Annotated in this window: 2 protein-coding genes; both read left to right on the top strand. The window is 72.2% G+C overall.

From position 1 onward, the window contains the following. Positions 1-14 precede the first annotated feature (14 nt). Positions 15-15,314, top strand: a complete 15,300-nt coding sequence (locus DMC61_RS10990) for a type I polyketide synthase (RefSeq protein WP_125688955.1) — start codon at positions 15-17, stop codon at positions 15,312-15,314. A 13-nt stretch (positions 15,315-15,327) separates the two neighbouring features. Then, positions 15,328-21,084 carry a type I polyketide synthase gene (locus DMC61_RS10985; RefSeq protein ID WP_125688953.1) on the top strand — a complete coding sequence of 1,919 codons (5,757 nt, stop codon included), beginning with the start codon at positions 15,328-15,330 and terminating at the stop codon, positions 21,082-21,084. Positions 21,085-21,225: the final 141 nt, after the last annotated feature.

Below are 21,225 nucleotides of genomic sequence, written 5' to 3'. Positions count from 1 at the left end.
TGGGAGACCCTTCCGTGGCGAACGAAGACAAGTACCTCGACTACCTCAAGCGCGCGACCGCCGACCTGCGGGAGACCCGGCGACGGCTGAAGGAGGCCGAGGACCGCGGCCACGAGCCGATCGCCATCATCGGGATGGCCTGCCGGTTCCCCGGCGGCGTGCGGTCGCCGGAGGATCTGTGGGAGCTGGTCGCCGAGGGCCGCGACGGGATCTCCGGGTTCCCCGCCGACCGCGGCTGGGACCTGTCCGCGCTGTACGACCCGACGGGGGAGAAGCCCGGCACCTCGTACTGCCGCGAGGGCGGTTTCCTCGACGGCGCGGGCGAATTCGACCCGGCCTTCTTCGGGATCTCGCCGAGGGAAGCGCTCGCCATGGACCCCCAGCAGCGGCTGCTGCTGGAGATCTCCTGGGAGACCTTCGAACGCGCGGGCATCGACCCCGGCTCGTTGCGGGGCAGCCGGACCGGGGTGTTCGCCGGGGTGATGTACCACGACTACGTTTCCCGGCTCGCCGCGATCCCGGAGGAGCTCGAGGGCTACCTCGGCACCGGGAACTCGGGCAGCGTCGTTTCCGGGCGGGTCGCCTACACCTTCGGGCTGGAGGGCCCGGCGGTGACGATCGACACCGCTTGCTCGTCCTCACTCGTCGCGCTGCATCTCGCCGCGCAGGCGCTGCGGCAGGGCGAATGCTCGATGGCGCTCGCCGGCGGTGTCGCGGTGATGTCCACGCCGGACACGTTCGTCGACTTCAGCCGTCAGCGCGGGCTCGCCGCGGACGGCCGCTGCAAGTCCTATTCGGACGGAGCGGACGGCACGTCGTGGGCCGAGGGCGTCGGGATGCTCCTGGTGGAGAAGCTCTCCGACGCGCGGCGGCTCGGCCACGAGGTGCTCGCGGTCGTCAGCGGCAGCGCGGTCAACCAGGACGGGGCGAGCAGCGGGCTCAGCGTGCCGAACGGCCCGTCGCAGCAGCGGGTCATCCGGCAGGCCCTGGAGAACGCGCGGCTCTCGGCCGGACAGATCGACGTCGTGGAGGGCCACGGCACCGGGACCACCCTGGGCGACCCCATCGAGGCGCAGGCGCTGCTCGCCACCTACGGCCGGGAGAAGTCCGCGGACCGGCCGTTGTGGCTCGGTTCGCTGAAGTCGAATATCGGGCACTCCCAGTCCGCCGCCGGGGTCGGCGGCGTGATCAAGATGGTGCAGGCGATCCGGCACGGGGTCCTGCCGCGCACCCTGCACGCGGGGGACCCGTCGTCCAAAGTGGACTGGTCGGCCGGTGCCGTCGAACTGCTCACCGAAGCACGCGAGTGGCCGGAGACCGGGCAGCCCCGGCGTGCGGGCGTGTCCTCGTTCGGCGTCAGCGGCACCAACGCGCACACCATCATCGAGCAAGCCCCCGAGAGCGAAGAAACCCCGGGTGTGCCGCCCACCGGCGCCGTGCCCGCGGTGCTATCTGCCAAGACCGCCGACGCGCTGCACGATCAGGTCGTGCGGCTTCGCTCGCACATCCTCGCGAGGCCGGAGTTGAGTGTCGCCGACGTCGCCGCGTCGCTCGCCACCACCCGCGTCCTGCACGAGCACCGGGGCGCGATCGTCGCGGCCGACCGGGATCAGTTGCTCGCCGGACTGGACATCCTCGCCGCTGGCGCCACCACGTCCGGGGTCGCCCACGGCGTCGCCACCGACGGCGGGACGGCGTTCCTATTCACCGGCCAGGGCAGTCAGCGCCGAGGGATGGGGCGGGAACTGGCCGAGCGTTTCCCGGTGTTCGCCGAGGCCTTCGACGACGTCTGTGCCCGGTTCGAACGGCCGATCAAGGAACTGTCCACTGAGGAACTCAACCAGACGGCGAACACGCAGTGCGCGCTCTTCGCCTTCGAGGTGGCGCTTTTCCGGCTGGTCGAAAGCTGGGGCGTGCGGCCCGACTTCCTGGCGGGGCACTCGATCGGCGAGATCGCGGCCGCTCATGTCGCAGGTGTGTTCAATCTCGATGACGCCGTGAAGCTGGTCTCGGCGCGAGGCCGGTTGATGCAGGCGTTGCCCACCGGCGGCGCGATGGTGGCCTTGCAGGCGACCGAGGCCGAGGTCGTCCCGCTCCTGACGGGCCGGGTGTCGCTGGCCGCGATCAACGGCCCGGAGTCGGTGGTCCTCTCCGGCGACGAAGACGCCGTCGCCGCTGTGGTGTCCCGCTTCGAGGGCCGCAAGCACAAACGGCTCGCCGTCAGTCACGCGTTCCACTCGCCGCTGATGGAGCCGATGCTCGACGACTTCCGCGCGGTCGCGGACAGTCTGTCGTATGCGGCGCCACGGATTCCGATCGTGTCCGGTGGTCTGGCGGATGTGTCCACTTCGGACTACTGGGTCCGGCATGTCCGTGACGCCGTGCGGTTCCACGATTCGGTCAAGTTCCTGGAAACCGAAGGGGTCACCCGCTTCCTGGAGATCGGGCCGGACGCCGTCCTGACCGCGATGGCCCAGGAAAGCACCGAGGACGCGGTCGTCGTCGCGGCCTCGCGCCGCAACCGCGCGGAGGACGTCACCCTGCTCGCCGCGGTCTCCACGCTGCACGTCCACGGGTCGTCCGTCGACTGGACGCCGCTGCTCGCCGGCGCCCGCCGCGTCGACCTGCCCACGTACGCCTTCCAGCACCGCCGTTTCTGGCTGGACGGCCCGCTGAACGCCGAGGGTGACGCGGCGAGCCTGGGCCTGGGCGCCACCGATCACCCGCTGCTCGGCGCCGTCGTCACGATGGCCGACGCGCACGGCGTCCTGCTCACCGGGCGGCTTTCCCTCGCGGCGCAGCCGTGGCTGGCCGGGCACGTGGTCGCGGGACATGTCCTGCTGCCGGGCACCGCCTTCGTCGACCTCGTCCTGCACGCCGGGGACAAGGTCGACTGCGGGAGCGTGGAGGAACTGACCCTGCGGGAACCCCTCGTCCTGCCCGAACACGACGCGCTCAGCCTGCAACTCGTCGTCGGCGCGCCGGACGAGACCGGCAGGCGCACGGTCGGCGTCCACTCCCGGCCCGAGGCCGCCGACGCAGAATGGTCGTGCCACGCGACCGGTGTCCTCGCCCCCGGTTTCCCCGACACCGACTTCAGCCTCGCCGCGTGGCCTCCCGAAGGCGCCGAGCCGGTCGCGATCGACGGCCTCTACGGCGCGCTCGCGGAGGTCGGCCTCGACTACGGGCCCGCCTTCCAGTGCGTGCGCGCCGCCTGGACCCACGAATCGGCCGTCTACGCCGAAATCGAGCTTGCCGACGCCGAGAAGGCCGACGCGGCCCGGTTCGGGATCCATCCGGCCCTGCTCGACTCGGCCCTGCACGCCGCCGGTCTCGGCGCGCTGGACGCCACCGAGGCGCGGCTCCCGTTCTCGTGGTCCGGCGTGAGCCTGCGGGCGTTCGGAGCGACGACGATCCGCGTGCGGCTGACCCCGGCGGGGCCGGACACGATCGCGCTCGCCGTCGCGGATCCGGAGGGACGGCCGGTGTTCACCGCCGACGGCCTCCTCGTCCGCGCGGTCCCGTCCGGCGCCCTCACCTCCCGGAACCCGGTGCGCGACGCGTTGTTCCGGGTGGATTGGCAGCCGCTCACCATCCCCGCCGAAGCCGCCGCCGATCACGTCGTCTCCTCGTTCACGGGGTACACCGGTGACCTGCTCGGTGACGCCCACGCGGCCGCGGTCCGCGCACTCGAACTGGTGCGTGCCGACAGCGGCGGCCCGAAACTGGTCTTCCTCACCAGCGGTGCCGTCGGGGACGCCGTGCCGCATCCGGCGCAGGCGACCGTCTGGGGTCTCGTCCGCACCGCGCAGGAGGAGTTCCCGGACCGGTTCGTCCTGCTCGACACCGACACCGAGCCCACGCCCGAACTCGTCGCGGCCGCCGTCGCCACCGGAGAACCCGAGCTCCTGCTCCGCGAAGGCGTCCTGTCCGGCGCCCGGCTCGTCCGCGCCCCGCGTGCCTCCGCCGAGCCCGGCGACATCGACGGGACGGTGCTCGTCACCGGCGGCACCGGCGCGCTCGGCGCGGATCTCGCCCGGCACCTCGTCCGGTCGCGCGGTGTCCGGCGGCTGCTGCTCACCAGCCGTCGCGGTGCGGCGGCGCCCGGCGCGGACACCCTCACCCGTGAGCTGACCGCGCTCGGCGCCGACGTCCGGATCGAAGCCTGCGACGCCGCCGACCGCGACGCGCTCGCCGCGCTGCTGGCCGATCAGCCGATCACCCTCGCCGTGCACGCGGCCGGTGTGCTCGACGACGGCCTCCTCGGTGACCTGTCCGCGGAACGCCTCACCGCCGTACTGAGGTCCAAAGTGGACGCCGCCGTGCATCTGCACGAACTGCTCGGCAACACCGAACTCGTCCTGTTCTCCTCCGCCGCCGGGGTGTTCGGCAACGAAGGGCAGGCGAACTACGCCGCCGCGAACGCCTTCCTCGACGCCCTCGCCCGGCACCGGCAGGCGAACGGCCTGCCCGGCACGGCACTGGCCTGGGGGATGTGGGCCTCCGGCATGGGTGACGCGCACACCGCTCGCCCGGGCTTTCCCGCACTGTCCACAGAAGACGGTATGGCGCTCTTCGACGCCGCGACGGCGCTCGACGACGCCGCGCTCGTCCCGATCCGGCTCGATCTGCCCGCGTTGCGAGCGCGGCTCGGCGGTGACGTGCCGCCTCTGTTCCGCGGCCTGATCCGGCCCACCCGCCGTGCCGCCGTCACCGGTTCGGCCGGCGCGCTCGCCGACCGGCTGGCCGCGCTCGCCCCGGCCGAACGGAGCCGGGAACTGCTGGAGATCGTGCGGACGCACGTCGCCATCGTGCTGGGGCACCTCGGTTCGGAGGCGATCGACGCCGGGAAACCGTTCCAGGAGCTCGGCTTCGACTCGCTGGCGGCGGTCGAACTGCGCAACCGGCTGACCGAGGTCACCGGCCTGCGGCTGGCCGCGACCCTCGTCTTCGACTACCCGACCCCGCTCGTGCTCGCCGAACACCTGCTGGAGGGGCTCGCCGGGAGCGGACTCGCCGTGGCACCCGACGTGCCGGTGCGCACCGGTCCGGTCGACGAGCCGATCGCGATCATCGGCATGGCTTGCCGCTACCCGGGTGGTGTCACTTCTCCGGAAGAGCTGTGGGATCTGGTCGCCGCCGGCCGGGACGGAGTTTCGGAGTTCCCGGTCAACCGGGGCTGGGAAGACGTCTACGACGCGGACCCCGGCAAGGTGGGCAAGAGCTACGCCCGCGAGGGCGGCTTCCTGCACGACGCGGGCGAATTCGACGCGGCGTTCTTCGGGATCTCGCCGCGTGAGGCGCTGGCGATGGATCCGCAGCAGCGGTTGCTGCTGGAGACGTCGTGGGAGGTCTTCGAACGCGCCGGGATCGATCCGCACGCGGTGCGGGGCAGCAAGACCGGCGTCTTCGCCGGGGTGATGTACCACGACTACGCGGCGCGGCTGAACTCCGTGCCGGAGGACGTCGAGGGCTACCTCGGCACGGGGAACTCGGGCAGTGTGATCTCGGGGCGGCTGGCTTACACGTTCGGGCTGGAAGGCCCGGCGGTCAGCATCGACACGGCCTGTTCGTCGTCGCTGGTCGCGATGCACCTCGCCGGACAGGCGCTGCGGCAGGGTGAATGTTCGCTCGCGCTCGCCGGCGGCGTGACCGTGATGGCGACGCCGAACACCTTCGTCGAGTTCAGCCGCCAGCGCGGGATGGCCACGGACGGCCGGTGCAAATCCTTCGCCGAGGCCGCGGACGGCACCGGCTGGGGCGAGGGCGTCGGCATGCTGCTGCTGGAGCGCCTTTCGGACGCCCGCCGCAACGGGCACCGGGTGCTGGCCGTGGTCCGCGGCTCGGCGGTGAACCAGGACGGCGCGTCGAACGGGCTGACGGCGCCGAACGGGCCGTCGCAGCAGCGGGTGATCCGGCAGGCCTTGGCGCAGGCGGGGTTGCGTCCGTCCGATGTGGACGCCGTCGAGGCGCACGGTACGGGAACGACACTCGGTGACCCGATCGAGGCGCAGGCCTTGCTCGCCACCTATGGCCAGAATCGCGAGGAGCCGTTGTGGCTCGGCTCGGTGAAGTCGAACCTCGGCCACACGCAGGCCGCCGCCGGTGTCGCGGGCGTGATCAAGATGGTCGAGGCGATGCGGCACGGCGTCCTGCCTCGGACGCTGCACGTCGACGAGCCCTCATCCCATGTGGACTGGGCCGAGGGCGCGGTGTCCTTGGTGACGGAGTCGCGGGAGTGGCCGGACACCGGCCGTCCGCGTCGTGCCGGGGTGTCGTCGTTCGGGATCAGCGGGACCAACGCGCACACCATCATCGAGGCCGTCGAGCCGGAAGCCACCGAGCCGTCCGGAAACCCGGACGTCCCGCCGTGGCCGCTGTCCGGCAAGACCGAGGAAGCGTTGCGGGCGCAGGCGACCCGCCTCCACGACCACCTGCTGGCCGCTCCCGAGGTGACCGCGGCGGACGTCGCGCTGTCCCTCACGGCGCGGGCGGACCTGGAGCACCGTGCCGTGCTCGTGGCCGGTGACCGTGGCGGTCTCCTCGCCACCCTCGACGCGCTCGCGCACGGCGAGACCGCCGAGGGGATCGTCCGGGGAACGGCGCGGCACACCGGCCGGACGGCGTTCCTGTTCACCGGTCAGGGCAGTCAGCGGCTCGGGATGGGCCGTGAACTGGCCGAGCGCTTCCCGGTGTTCGCCGCGGCCTACGACGACGTTTGCTCCCGGTTCGAGCAGCCGCTCAGGGACTTGTCGGCCGAGGAGCTGAACCAGACCGCCAACACTCAGTGCGCGTTGTTCGCGCTTGAGGTGGCGCTGTTCCGCCTGGTGGAGAGCTGGGGTGTCCGGCCGGAATTCCTGGCCGGGCACTCGGTCGGCGAGATCGCGGCCGCCCATGTCGCGGGTGTGCTGTCGCTGGACGACGCGGTGACCCTGGTGTCGGCGCGCGGCCGCCTGATGCAGGCGCTGCCCACGGGCGGCGCGATGGTGGCACTGCGGGCGACCGAAGCGGAGGTGACGCCGCTGCTGACGGAACGGGTGTCGATCGCCGCCATCAACGGCCCGGAGTCGGTCGTCGTCTCGGGTGACGAAGACGCCGTCGCCGCTGTGGTCGAGGGCCGCAAGCACAAACGACTTACCGTGAGTCACGCGTTCCATTCGCCGCTGATGGAGCCGATGCTGGATGAGTTCCGCACTGTGGTGGAGGGCCTGACTTTCGCGCCCCCGCGGATCCCGATCGTGTCGGGTGGCCTGGCGGAGGTGTCCACTTCGGACTACTGGGTCCGTCATGTGCGCGACGCGGTGCGGTTCCATGATTCGGTCAAGTTCCTGGAAGCCGAGGGCGTCACGCGGTTCCTGGAGATCGGCCCGGACGGTGTCCTGACCGCGATGGCGCAGGACAGCCTGGAGGACGCGGTCGTCGTCCCCGCCCTGCGGCGCGACAAGCCCGAGGTCACGACGCTGCTGACGGCGGTCGCCGGGCTGCACGTCCACGGCGCCGACGTCGACTGGAGCCCGCTGTCCGCGGGGGCCCGCCGGGTGGATCTGCCCACGTATGCCTTCCAGCGCACGGAGTTCTGGCTCGACGCGGGTGCCGCGGCGGGCGATCTGACCGCAGCGGGGCTGGCCGACGCCGGGCACCCGTTGCTCGGTGGCGCGGTGACCCTGCCGGACTCCGGCGGGACCGTGTTCACCGGCAGGCTGTCGCTCGCGGCCCAGCCCTGGCTCGCCGACCATGCCGTCGGGGAGACCGTGCTCCTGCCCGGTACCGCGTTCGTCGATCTGGCGCTCGCCGCCGGACGACGGCACGGCCCCGTCGTCCTCGACGAACTCACCCTGGAGAGCCCGCTGGTCCTGCCGGAGCACGGCGGTGTCGATCTGCGCGTATGGGTCCGCGAACCGGACGACACCGGCGCGTGCGCGGTCAGCGTGCACTCCCGCGCCGATGACGACGAGCCCTGGATCCGGCACGCGGTCGGGACGCTGACCGAGGACACCGGCGCCACATCCGCCGATCTCACGGCGTGGCCGCCCGCCGCCGAGGAGGCCGACGTCGACGGGCTGTACGACGCGCTCGCCGACACGGGCCTGAACTACGGCCCGGTCTTCCAAGGCGTCCGCGCGGCCTGGCTCGACGGCACCACCGTGTACGCCGAGATCGACCTCGACGAACGCCATCACGGCGACGCCGCCCGGTTCGGCCTGCACCCGGCCCTGTTGGACGCGGCCCTGCACACCGCCGGTCTCGGCGCGCTGAGCACCGAAGGCGGGGCACGGCTGCCCTTCCTGTGGTCGGGCGTCTCGCTCACCGGCCTCGGCGCCACGAGCCTGCGCGTCCGGCTCACCGGGTCGGGCGACACGCTCTCCCTGGCGATCGCGGACGGGACGGGCGCACCGGTGGCGACCGTCGCCGGGCTGACCGTCCGCCAGGTCGACCCCGCCGCGTTCGGTGGTGGCGGCGATTCGCTGTTCCGGGTGGAGTGGGTCCCGGTCCGCGCCCGTGCCGCGGACACCGCACCCGCCGTCCGGTCCGAAGTGGACAGTGTGGCGGACGTGCGTGAAGCGACCGCGCAAACGCTTGCGGCGCTCCAATCCTGGCTCGCGGACGAAAGCAACGCCGGCACCCCACTGGTCGTGCTGACCAGCGGCGCGGTGTCGGTGGCGGGGGAGGACACCCGAGATCTCGCCCGCGCCGCCGTCTGGGGGCTGGTGCGGTCGGCGCAGTCCGAGCACCCGGGCCGGTTCGTGCTCATCGACACCGATACCGAACCAGCGGACCTGGCCGGAGCCGTCGCCACCGGCGAGGCACAGCTCGCCATCCGCGACGGGAAGCTTTGGGCGCCGCGTCTGGTGAAGAGCGCGCCCGCCAGTGCCACACCGCGTTTCGACCCGGAAGGCACCGTGCTGCTCACCGGGGCGACCGGCGCGCTGGGCCGATCGCTGGCCCGTCACCTGGTCTCCGGACACGGGGTGCGGCACCTGCTGCTGGTCAGCCGCAGCGGCGCGGCCGCACACGGCGCCAAGGACCTGCTGGCGGAACTGACCGGGCTCGGCGCCTCCGTGGTCCTGGAGTCCTGCGACGTCGCCGACCGGGAAGCCCTCGCGAAGCTGCTGGCCGGGATCGACCCCGGGCACCCGCTCACCGGGGTCGTGCACGCGGCCGGCGTCCTCGACGACGGCCTGATCGACAGCCTGACGCCCGAACGGTTCGACGCCGTCCTGCGCCCCAAGGCCGACGCGGCGCTGAACCTGCACGAACTGGCGGGTGACGTCGACGAGTTCGTCCTGTTCTCTTCGGCGGCGGGCACGTTCGGCAACGCCGGACAGGCGAACTACGCCGCGGCGAACGCCTTCCTGGACGCGCTGGCACAGCACCGCCTGGCCAACGGGCTTCCGGCCCGGTCCCTGGCCTGGGGACTGTGGGACACCGACGACGGGATGGACGCTTCCGCCGCCGTCGCCAGGCTCACCGGTTCCGGCCTCACCACCGAAGAAGGGCTGCACCTGTTCGACACCGCTGGCGACGGCGTCGTCCTGCCGATGAAGCTCGACCTCGCCGCGCTCCGCGCCGAACTCGGCTCCGACGTGCCGTCGCTGCTGCGCGGTCTGATCAAGGCGCCCGCGCGGCGCTCCGCGGGAGCGTCGGCGTGGAAGCGGCAGCTCGCGGGACTGTCCGAAGAGGACCGTGACGCGCGGCTGCTCGAACTCGTGCGGACGCAGGTCGCCGCGGTGCTGGGCTACTCCGGCCCGGAGGACGTGCCGTCGGACCGGGCGTTCACCGAACTCGGCTTCGATTCGCTCACGTCGGTGGACCTGCGGAACCGGCTGAACTCCGCGACCGGCCTGCGCCTGCCCGCCACCCTCGTGTTCGACCACCCGAACTCCGACGCGGTGGTCGCCCGCCTGCGGGAGGAACTGTCCGGCAGCACGGTGGCGGCCGCCGTCGTCACCACGGCGCCGGTGGACGAACCGATCGCCATCGTCGGCATGGCCTGCCGGTTCCCCGGCGGTGTCCGCTCGCCGGAAGACCTCTGGCGGCTGGTCAGCGAAGGCCGCGACGGCATCACCCCGTTCCCGGCGGACCGGGGCTGGGACATCGAAGGCCTGTACGACCCCGAGGCCTCCCGGCCCGGCACCTCCTGCACCCGCTACGGCGGATTCCTGCACGACGCCGGGGACTTCGACCCCGGGTTCTTCGGGATCTCGCCGCGTGAGGCGCTGGCGATGGACCCGCAGCAGCGCTTGCTGCTGGAGACGTCCTGGGAAGCGTTCGAACGCGCCGGGATCGACCCGGCCACCCTGCGTGGTTCCGCGACCGGCGTCTTCGCCGGGGCGATGTACCACGACTACGTTTCGCGGCTCACCGAGATCCCGGCGGATCTGGAGGGCTACCTCGGCACGGGGAACTCGGGCAGCGTGATCTCGGGGCGCCTCGCCTACGCCTTCGGACTGGAAGGCCCGGCGGTCAGCATCGACACGGCGTGCTCGTCTTCGCTGGTCGCGATGCATCTCGCGGCGCAGGCCCTGCGGCAGGGCGAATGCGGCCTGGCACTGGCCGGCGGCGTCGCGGTGATGTCCACTCCAGACACCTTCATCGAGTTCAGCCGCCAGCGCGGGATGGCGCCGGACGGCCGGATCAAGGCGTTTTCCGAGACCGCGGACGGCACGGCCTGGGGCGAGGGCGTCGGCATGCTGCTGCTGGAACGGCTTTCGGACGCCCGCCGCAACGGCCACCGGGTGCTGGCCGTCCTGCGTGGTACGGCGGTGAACCAGGACGGCGCGTCGAACGGGCTCACCGCGCCTAACGGGCCGTCGCAGCAGCGGGTGATCCGGCAGGCTTTGGCGCAGGCCGGCTTGCGACCGTCCGATGTGGACGCCGTCGAGGCACACGGAACCGGGACCACGCTCGGCGATCCGATCGAGGCGCAGGCTCTGCTCGCCACGTATGGCCAGGATCGTGAAGAACCGTTGTGGCTCGGCTCGGTGAAGTCGAACCTCGGCCACACCCAGGCCGCCGCCGGGGTGGCGAGCGTGATCAAGATCGTCGAGGCGATGCGCCACGGTGTCCTGCCCAGGACACTGCACGTCGAAGAACCATCGTCCCATGTGGACTGGGCGGAAGGCGCCGTCTCGCTGCTCACCGAAACGCGGGACTGGCCGGACACCGGACGCCCACGCCGTGCCGGGGTGTCGTCGTTCGGTATCAGTGGTACCAACGCGCACGTCGTCCTCGAAGCGGACGGCGCCGGGGACAGGGCGCCGGCCGGACAGCCGGATGTACTCGCCTTCCCGTTGTCCGCCAAGACGCAGGACGCTCTGCGCGGGCAGGCCGCCAGGTTGCGTGCCCGGTTGCTGACCGGGCAGGCGGAGCTGGCCGACGTCGCACACACACTCGCCACACGGGGACTTTTCGAGCATTGCGCGGTGGTCACCGCCGGCGCCCGCGACGGACTGCTCGACGCGCTGGCCGCGCTGGCCGGGGGAGAACCGGGCGACTTCGTCTCCGGTGTCGCGAAACCGGGCGGGAAACTCGCGTTCCTCTTCACCGGCCAGGGCAGCCAGCGCGCCGGGATGGCCGACGAACTCTCCGCCGCCTTCCCGGTGTTCGCCCGAACCTTCGACGAGATCTGCGCGCGTTTCGACACCCTGCTGGACCGTCCGCTGCGCGAGGCGATCGCCGGTGACCTGGTCGACCGCACCGAGTACACCCAGTGCGCGATGTTCGCCGTCGAGGTCGCGCTGTTCCGGCTCGTCGAGAGCCGGGGACTGCGGCCGGACTTCCTGGCCGGGCATTCGATCGGGGAACTGGCGGCGGCCCACGTCGCCGGGGTCTGGTCGCTGGAGGACGCCTGCACCGTGGTCGCCGCGCGCGGCAGGCTCATGCAGGCGCTGCCGCCGGGCGGCGCGATGATCGCCGTCCAGGCCACCGAGGAGGAGATCCGGCCGCTGATCGACGACGAGACCGTGTCGATCGCCGCGATCAACGGCCCGGTGTCGGTCGTCGTCTCCGGCGAAGAGGCCGCCGTGACCGCGCTGGCCGCCGGGTTCGCCGAACGTGGCCGCAAGACCAAGCGGCTCACCGTCAGCCACGCGTTTCACTCGCCGCTCATGGACGGGATGCTCGGCGAATTCCGCGCCGTGCTCGACGGGATCTCCGCCGCCGAACCGCGGATCCCGCTGGTGTCCACGCTGACCGGGGAGCCGCTGACCGGCGAGCAGGCGCGATCGAGCGAGTACTGGGTGCGGCACGTACGGGACGCGGTCCGGTTCTGCGACGCGATCCGGACCCTGGAGGCGCAGGGCGTCCGGCGTTACCTGGAGCTCGGCCCGGACGCGCCGCTGACCGCCCTCGGCGAGCACTGCGTCACGAACGAGTCCACAGTGGACGCTCCGCTGTTCGTGCCGTCGCTGCGGGCCGGCCGGTCCGACGTCGAGTCGTTCACCACCGCCCTCGCGCGCTTGCACGTCGACGGCGTCCGGGTCGACTGGGCGAAGGCGCTCCCCGGCCGGAAGATCGATCTGCCCACCTACGCCTTCCAGCACGAGCGGTTCTGGCTGCGGCCCGCCGCTCCCGCGGTCGGCGACGTCACCGGGCTGGGGCAGTCGCCCGCCGGGCATCCGCTGCTCGGCGCGGCGGTCGAGGCGCCGGACAGCGGCGCGGTGCTGTTCACCGGCAGGCTGTCGGCGCAGGAACAGCCGTGGCTGGCCGACCACGTCGTCGCCGGGACGACACTCCTCCCGGGTACGGCGTTCGTCGAGCTCGCGTTGCGGGCCGGGGAGCTGACCGGCTGCGCGGCCGTCGACGAACTCACCCTGGAAGCGCCGCTGGTGCTGCCGGACCACGGTGGCACGGCGCTGCGGATCGTCGCCGCCGCGCCGGACGAGACCGGCAGGCGCGCACTGGACGTCTACTCCCGCCCCGACGACGGCGACTGGATTCGCCACGCCACCGGGACCGTGTCACCCCTGGCGGCGAGCGCGCCGTTCGATCTGTCGGCCTGGGCGGCCGCCGATGCCGAGACCGTCGAAACCGACGGCCTCTACGACGGCTTGGCCGCCGCCGGGCTCGAGTACGGCCCGGTCTTCCAGGGACTCCGCTCCGCCCGGCGGCGAGGGGACGACATCTGGGCCGAGGTCGACCTCCCCGAGGACACGACGACCGAAGGCTTCGGCCTGCATCCGGTGTTGCTCGACGCCGCCTTGCACGCGCTGGGCTTCGCCGAAGGAGGCGAGCAGGAGGCCGATGTCGCAGCTGGGCGCGTGCGCCTGCCGTTCGCCTGGTCCGGCGTTCGGCTCCACGCCTCCGGTGCGCGTGCCCTGCGGGTCCGGCTGTCCCCGGCGGGGGAGAACGCCGTTTCCCTGGCCGCCGCGGACGAAACCGGCAGGCTGGTGGCCACAGTGGACGCTCTGACGCTGCGCCCGGTGTCACTGGAGCAGCTCGGCGCGCGACAGGGCAGCCACGAGTCGCTGTTCGGCCTGGCCTGGGCGCCGGTGCCGCTCGATCCCACCGCCCCGGTGGCCGCGAGCTGGGCCGTCGTCGGTGTCGACGACTACAAACTCGACGCCGCGCTCACCGCCGCCGGGTATCGCGGGCAGGTGCACGCCGATCTCGCCGCGCTGGCCGAGGCGAGCGATCGGGTGCCCGAGCTGGTCTTCGTGTCCTGCGCGCCGGACCACGGCCAAGGGCTGGCCGCCGCCGCGCACACCGCCGCGCAGCGGGCGCTGGACCTGGTCCGTGCGTGGCTGGCCGAGGACCGGTTCGCCGGTTCCCGGCTGGTGCTGGTCACCGGCGGCGCCGTCGGCGAACCGGCGCAGGCGGTGATCTGGGGCCTGGTCCGCTCGGCGCAGTCCGAGCATCCCGGCCGGTTCGTGCTGGTGGTCCTCGACGAACAGGACGCGTCGTACCGCGTGCTGCTACCCGCCCTCGCCTCCGGCGAACCGCAGCTGGAGTTGCGCGAGGGAACGGTGAAGGCGCCGCGGCTGGTCAAACCGGCCGTGACGGCCGCCGAGGGCAAGGCGCGGACCGACGGCGCCGTGCTGATCACCGGCGGCACCGGCGCGCTCGGCGCGGCACTGGCCCGGCATCTGGTCACCGCGCACGGGAAGACCCGGCTGGTGCTCGCCGGCCGCCGCGGCCCGGACGCGCCGGGCGCGGGTGAGCTGGTCGGCGAGTTGCGCGGACTGGGCGCCGAGGTCGCGGTGGTCGCTTGTGACGCGGCCGATCGTGAAGCGCTGCAACGCCTTCTGGCGGAGCATCCGGTGACCGGGGTGGTGCACGCCGCCGGTGTCCTCGACGACGTCGTCCTCGACGGCCTCACCCCGGATCGGCTCGACGCCGTCCTGCGGCCGAAGGTCGACGCCGCGGTGAACCTGCACGAACTGGCGGGAGACGTCGACGAGTTCGTGCTGTTCTCCTCCGCGGCGGGCACCTTCGGCAATCCGGGGCAGGCGAACTACGCGGCGGCCAACGCTTTCCTCGACGCGCTCGCCCGGCATCGTCACGCACACGGGCTGCCCGCGACCTCGCTCGCCTGGGGGCTCTGGGCCGGTGACGGGATGGCGGGCGCCATGTCCGGACGCGATCTGGACCGGATGACCGCCTCCGGCGCGGGCGCACTGTCCACAGAGGAGGGACTGGCGCTGTTCGACCTCGCGGTGACGGCGGCCGAACCGGTGCTGTTGCCGATGCGGCTGGACCTCGCCACTGTGCGGGCGGGCCTCGGCACCGACGTCCCGCCCCTGTTGCGCGGCCTGATCCGCGGTACCGGCAAACGCGCCGAGACCGCCGGTTCACCGACCGGGGACGCGCTCAAAGCGAAGCTGGCCGGGATGACCGGGGAGGAGCGCGCCGCGGCACTGCTGAACCTCGTCGCCACGCACGTCGCCGGTGTGCTCGGGCACGCCGGCCCCGACCAGGTCGATCCGGACAAGGCGTTCACGGAACTCGGGTTCGACTCGCTCGCCGCCGTCGAACTGCGCAACCGGGTCAACGAGGCCACCGGTCTCCGGCTGCCCGCCACGCTGGTCTTCGACCATCCGACCACCGCCGCGGTGGCGGATCTGGTCGGCGCGGAGATCGTCGTGGAGGACGCGCCACCGCCGCTGGGGGTGCTGGCGGAACTCGACCGGCTGGAGGCCGCGTTCGCCGGGGGAAGCCCGGACGACGCGATCCGCGGCAAGGTCAAGGACCGGCTGCGCGCCCTGCTCGCGGCCTGCGATCCGGGCGAGGGCACCGAATCCGTGGCGGATCGGCTCGAAGACGCCTCGGACGACGAAATGTTCGAATTCATCGGCAAGGAACTCGGGATCTCCTGACTTGGGGGCGGAAATGAAAGACACCGAGGACAAACTCCGGTACTTCCTCAAGCAGGTCACCGCGGATCTTCACGAAACCCGGAAACGCCTAAAGGAGACCGAAGCCGCGGGCAGCGAACCGATCGCCATCGTCGGGATGGCCTGCCGCTATCCCGGCGGGGTCGCCTCGCCCGAGGATCTGTGGAGGATGGTCGAAACCGGCGGCGACGGGATCAGCGGATTCCCGGTCGATCGCGGCTGGGACCTCGAGGCGCTGTACGACCCGGACCCGGACAAGCAGGGCACGAGCTACGTCTCGCAGGGCGGTTTCCTCCACGACGTCGCCGAGTTCGACCCGGCGTTCTTCGGGATCTCGCCGCGCGAGGCGCTGGCGATGGATCCGCAGCAGCGGCTCCTGCTGGAGACGTCGTGGGAGGCCATCGAGCGGGCGGGTATCGATCCGGGCTCGCTGAAGGGCAGCCGGACCGGGGTGTTCGCGGGGCTGATGTACCACGACTACGTCTCCGGGCTGACCGAGATCCCCGACGAGGTCGGCGGCTACCTCGGCACGGGCAACTCCGGCAGCATCGCCTCCGGCCGGGTGTCGTACACCTTCGGGTTCGAAGGTCCGGCGCTCACCGTGGACACCGCGTGCTCGTCGTCGCTGGTGACCCTGCACCTCGCCGCACAGGCGCTGCGGCGGGGCGAGTGCGACCTCGCCCTATCCGGCGGGGTGACGGTGATGTTCACTCCCGGAACGTTCGTGGAGTTCAGCCGCCAGCGCGGTATGGCGCCGGACGGCCGCTGCAAACCGTTCGCCGAAGAGGCGGACGGCACCGGCTGGTCCGAGGGTGTCGGGATGCTGCTGGTGGAACGGCTTTCCGACGCGCGGCGCAACGGTCATCCGGTACTGGCGGTCCTGCGCGGGTCGGCGGTGAACCAGGACGGCGCGTCGAACGGCCTGACCGCCCCGAACGGCCCGTCCCAGCAGCGGGTGATCCGCGAGGCGCTCGCCGACGCCCGGCTGACGACGGCGGACGTCGACGTCGTCGAGGCGCACGGAACCGGCACCACCCTGGGCGACCCGATCGAGGCGCAGGCGCTGCTCGCGACCTACGGCAAGGGCAGGCCGTCGGACCAGCCGCTGTGGCTCGGGTCGATCAAGTCGAACCTCGGGCACACACAGGCCGCCGCCGGGGTCGCCGGGATCATCAAGATGGTGCAGGCACTGCGAAGCGCGACCCTGCCCCGGAGCCTGCACGCGGAGACCCCGTCGTCGCATGTGGACTGGAGCGCGGGCGCGGTCTCGTTGCTGGCCGAGGCACGGCCGTGGCCCGAACTCGACCGTCCTCGCCGGGCCGCGGTGTCGTCGTTCGGGATCAGCGGGACCAACGCGCACGTCGTCCTCGAAGCGGCCCCGGCGGCCGAGGTCGAGTCTCGGCAGCCGGTGGTGACCGGTGCGGCGCCGTGGCTGTTGTCGGCGCGGACGCCGGAGGCCTTGCGTGCCAGGGCCGCGCAGCTTCGGTCCTTTGTGGATCTCCCGGGCGCCGCCGCCACGCTGGCCGCGCGGCCGCTGTTCGGGCACCGGGCGGCCATCGTCGGTGACCCGCGCGCCGCGCTGGACGCGCTCGCCGCCGGAGAGCCCTCGAACCTGCTGATCGAGGGCACCGCGCAGTCGGGTAAGGCTGTGTTCGTGTTCCCGGGTCAGGGTTCGCAGTGGGTGGGGATGGCGGAGGGGTTGTTGTTGTCGGCTCCGGTGTTCGCGGAGTCGATGGCTGAGTGTGAGGCGGCTTTGTCGTCCTTTGTGGACTGGCGGTTGTCCGAGGTGTTGTCGGATGCGGCTGCGTTGGAGCGGGTTGATGTGGTGCAGCCGGTTTTGTTCGCGGTGATGGTGTCGTTGGCGCGCCTGTGGCGGGCGTGCGGAGTCGAACCCGCGGCCGTGGTGGGTCATTCGCAGGGTGAGATCGCTGCGGCGTGTGTGGCGGGTGCGTTGTCGTTGGATGACGCTGCGCGTGTGGTGTGTTTGCGGAGTAAAGCGATTCTGGCGTTGTCGGGTCGTGGTGGCATGGTGTCGGTGGCTGCCTCGGAGGATCGTGTTCGGGAGTTGTTGCCGGAGGGTGTGTCGGTGGCGGCGGTGAACGGCCCGTCGGCGGTGGTGGTGTCGGGTGATGTCGTGGGTCTGGAGGCGCTGGTCAAGCGGTGTGAGCTGCTGGATGTGCGGGCGAAGCGGATTCCGGTGGATTACGCGTCGCATTCGGCGCATGTGGATGCGATCGAGCGGGATGTGGTGTCTGCGTTGGCGGGTATTTCGCCGCAGGCGCCGGTGATTCCGTTTTATTCGACGGTGACCGATGAGCTTCTGGAATTGGATGCTGGGTATTGGTTCCGGAATCTGCGCGGGACGGTGCAGTTCGCGCGGACGGTGGATCGGTTGCTGGAGGATGGGTTCCGGTTCTTCGTGGAAACGAGTCCGCATCCGGTGCTGGTTCCTGGGATCAGTGAAGATGCTGTGGCGTTGGGGAGTTTGCGTCGGGGTGAGGGTGGTGCGGAGCGGTTCGTCGCGTCGCTGGCCGAAGCCCATGTGCACGGCCTGAGCCCGGCTTGGTCTTCGATCCTGCCGACGTCGGACTGGGTCGATCTGCCGACGTATCCGTTCCAGCGCAAGCGGTTCTGGCTGGAAGCCGGGACCGTCGCCGGGGACGCGTCGGCGTTCGGGCAGACGGTCGTGGAGCATCCGCTGCTCGGCGCCGTCGTCGCGGTCCCCGGGACCGGCGGGCTGCTGTACACCGGCCGGATCTCGCTGGAGACGCATCCCTGGCTCGCCGATCACGCCGTGTCCGGGACGGTATTGGTTCCCGGCACCGCTTTCGTGGAACTCGCGCTGAGCGCCGGCGCTCAGGTGGACTGCGCGCTGCTCGACGAACTGACCCTCGAAGCACCGCTCGTGCTCGAAGAAGGTATGGACGTCCGGCTTTCGGTCGAACTCGGCGACGCGGACGTCGACGGCCGTCGCGAGGTGGGCGTGTACTCCCGCCGCGGCGACGAACCGTGGACCCGGCACGCCACCGGTGTCCTGCTGCCCGATACGGACGGCGTGCCCACCCCGCTCGCGGAATGGCCGCCCGCCGGGGCGGAACGCGTCGGCGTCGAGGCACTGTACGACGAACTCGCGGACGCGGGCCTCGAATACGGCCCGGCGTTCCAAGGACTTCGCGCCGCTTGGCGTCACGAGAACGAGGTCTTCGCCGAGATCGACCTGCCCGAAGCCCAGACCGGTGACGCTCCGGCCTTCGGCCTGCATCCCGCGTTGCTGGACGGCGCGCTCCACGGGATCGCGCTGGGTGTGCTTCCCGAAGACGGGGACGGACTCCGGCTTCCGTTCGCGTTCTCCGGGGTCCGTTTGTGGTCGCGGGGCGCGACTGCCCTGCGGGTGCGGCTGCGGCCGGCGGCGGACGGGGTCGCGCTGACCGTCGCCGACGGTGAAGGCCTGCCGGTCGCCGACGTGGACGGTCTGCTGCTGCGGCCGGTGTCCGTGTCCGGTCTCGGTGGGTATCGCGAGTCCCTGTTCGGCCTGGACTGGGTGCCCGCGGGCGCGATCGAGCCCCACGACGCGACGGTGTGGCACTGCGAATCCGGGGATCTCCGCACCGTGCTGGGTGCGGCGCTCGAACGTGTCCGGACGTGGCTCGACGAGCCAGGGGATGGTCCGCTCGTGGTGGCCACGCGAGGCGGGATCGCGACCGAACGTCCGGATCCGGTGACGGCCGCGGTGTGGGGGCTCGTGCGCTCGGCGCAGTCCGAGCACCCCGGGCGGTTCGTGCTCGTGGACGGCGACGTCCCGGCGGCGCTGCCCGCGGGGGAACCGCAGGTCGTGGTCCGTGACGGGGTCGGCTTCGTCCCGAGGCTCGTCCGGGTCCCGGAACCCGGCCCGGCCCGGCCGTGGAGCGACGACGACGTCGTGCTGATCACCGGCGGCACCGGCCTCCTCGGCGCGGCCGTCGCGAAACACCTGGTGGTGACGCACGGCGTCCGTTCGCTGGTGCTGCTGAGCCGTTCCGGTGCTTCCGCGCCCGGTGCGGCGGCGCTGGCGGGCGAACTCACCGGGCTGGGTGCCGAGGTCCGGATCCTCGCGTGCGACGCGGCCGATCGGGAGGCGCTGCGCCAGGTGCTGGCCGCGCATCCGGTGACCGGTGTCGTGCACGCCGCCGGTGTCCTCGACGACGGGCTGATCACCGCGCAGACCGCCGAACGGCTCGACCGCGTGCTCGCGCCGAAGGTGGACGCCGCGGTGAACCTGCACGAACTCTTGCCCGATGCCGCGCCGTTCGTGATGTTCTCCTCGGCGGCCGGGGTCTTCGGGAATCCGGGGCAGTCCGGTTACGCCGCGGCCAACGCTTTCGTGGACGCGCTGGTGGAACGCCGCCGGGCGGACGGCGCCGCCGCGGCGTCACTGGCGTGGGGCCTGTGGGCGACCACCAGCGCCATGACCGATTCCGCCGACGTCGACCGGATGGCGAGGGCGGGACTCACCGGACTGTCCACAGAGGAGGGTCTCGACCTGCTCGACGCCGCGCTCGCCACCGGGCGGACGCTGACCGTCCCCATGCGGCTCGACCTCGCCGCGCTCCGCGCCGAGGAGGTGCCGCCGTTGCTGCGCGGGCTCGTCCGCGCTCGTACCCGGCGGGCGCCCGACGGCGGCGGCGCGTTCCGCGCACGGCTCGCCGGACTCGACGCGGAGGGCCGCGAGGCGGAGATCCTGGAACTGGTGCGCGGTCAGGTCGCGGCCGTCCTCGGCCACGACGGTGCCGACGCCATCGACGCCGACGTCGCGTTCCTCGAACTCGGCTTCGACTCGCTCACGGCCGTCGACCTGCGCAACCGGCTGGCGGCCTCGACCGGTCTGCGGCTCCCGCCGTCGCTGGTGTTCGACCACCCGACGCCGCTCGCCGTCGCGGAACGGATCTCCGGTGATTTCTCGGTCCCCGACCAGGCCGAGCCGGCGCCCGCGGCCACCGACGTCTTCGGCGCGATGTTCGTCCGCGCGATCGAACTCGACGAGGTCGCGCAGTTCGTCGCGCTGGCCGCGCAGGCTTCGCGCTACCGGCCGTCGTTCACCGTCGAAACCGCACGGGAACAGAACCTGCAACCCGTCCGGCTCGCGAAAGGCCCGTCCGGCCCCGAACTGGTCTGCGTCCCCTCCCTGCTGGCCGGCTCGGGGGCGCACGAATACGCGCGGTTCGCGGCGTCGTTCCGGGACGTGCAGGACGTTTCCGTCGTTCCGGTGCCCGGTTTCGGCCACGGGCAGCCGCTGCCGGACTCGATCGAGGCGGTTCTCCACGCGCAGGCGGACGCGATCCTCCGCGAAGGCGCTGACCCGGTGGTCCTGGTGGCCCACTCCTCGGGCGGCCCGCTCGCCCACGCGCTGGCTCGGCACCTGGAGGAAGCGGGCTCCGCGCCGCGCGCGCTCGTGCTGATCGACGTCTACCCGCAGGACGAGCACGCGTTGGACGGCATCCGTGACCGGCTCACCGGCGGCCTCGGGGACGACACGCGGCTCACTGCCATGGGCGCCTACCTGCGCCTGTTCGCCGACTACGTGCCCGCGCCGACCGATGTGCCGACCCTGCTCGTGCGGGCATCGGAGCCGCTGGAAGCGTGGCGTGACCGGGCCGAATGGCGGTCCGGGTGGGCCTTGCCGCACGACACGGTGGATGTCGAGGGGGATCACTTCACGATGCTGGAGCGGCATGCCGGGACGACCGCCGAGGCCGTCCGGGAGTGGCTGGGGTAACGGCTGCGCGTGAAGGTCCCCTTCCCTCGGCTCAGCCGAGGGAAGGGGACCTTCACGCGCTTGAGCAGGTGGTGGGCTGAAGGCTCCCTTCGCCGCGTCTGATGCGGTGAAAGGAGCCTTCGCCCGCGGCACAGTCGAGTG

This window comes from Amycolatopsis sp. WAC 04169, from assembly GCF_003947535.1.
GTDB classification, from domain to species: Bacteria; Actinomycetota; Actinomycetes; order Mycobacteriales; family Pseudonocardiaceae; genus Amycolatopsis; species Amycolatopsis keratiniphila.
This window is presented reverse-complemented; position numbering and strand designations above follow the sequence as displayed.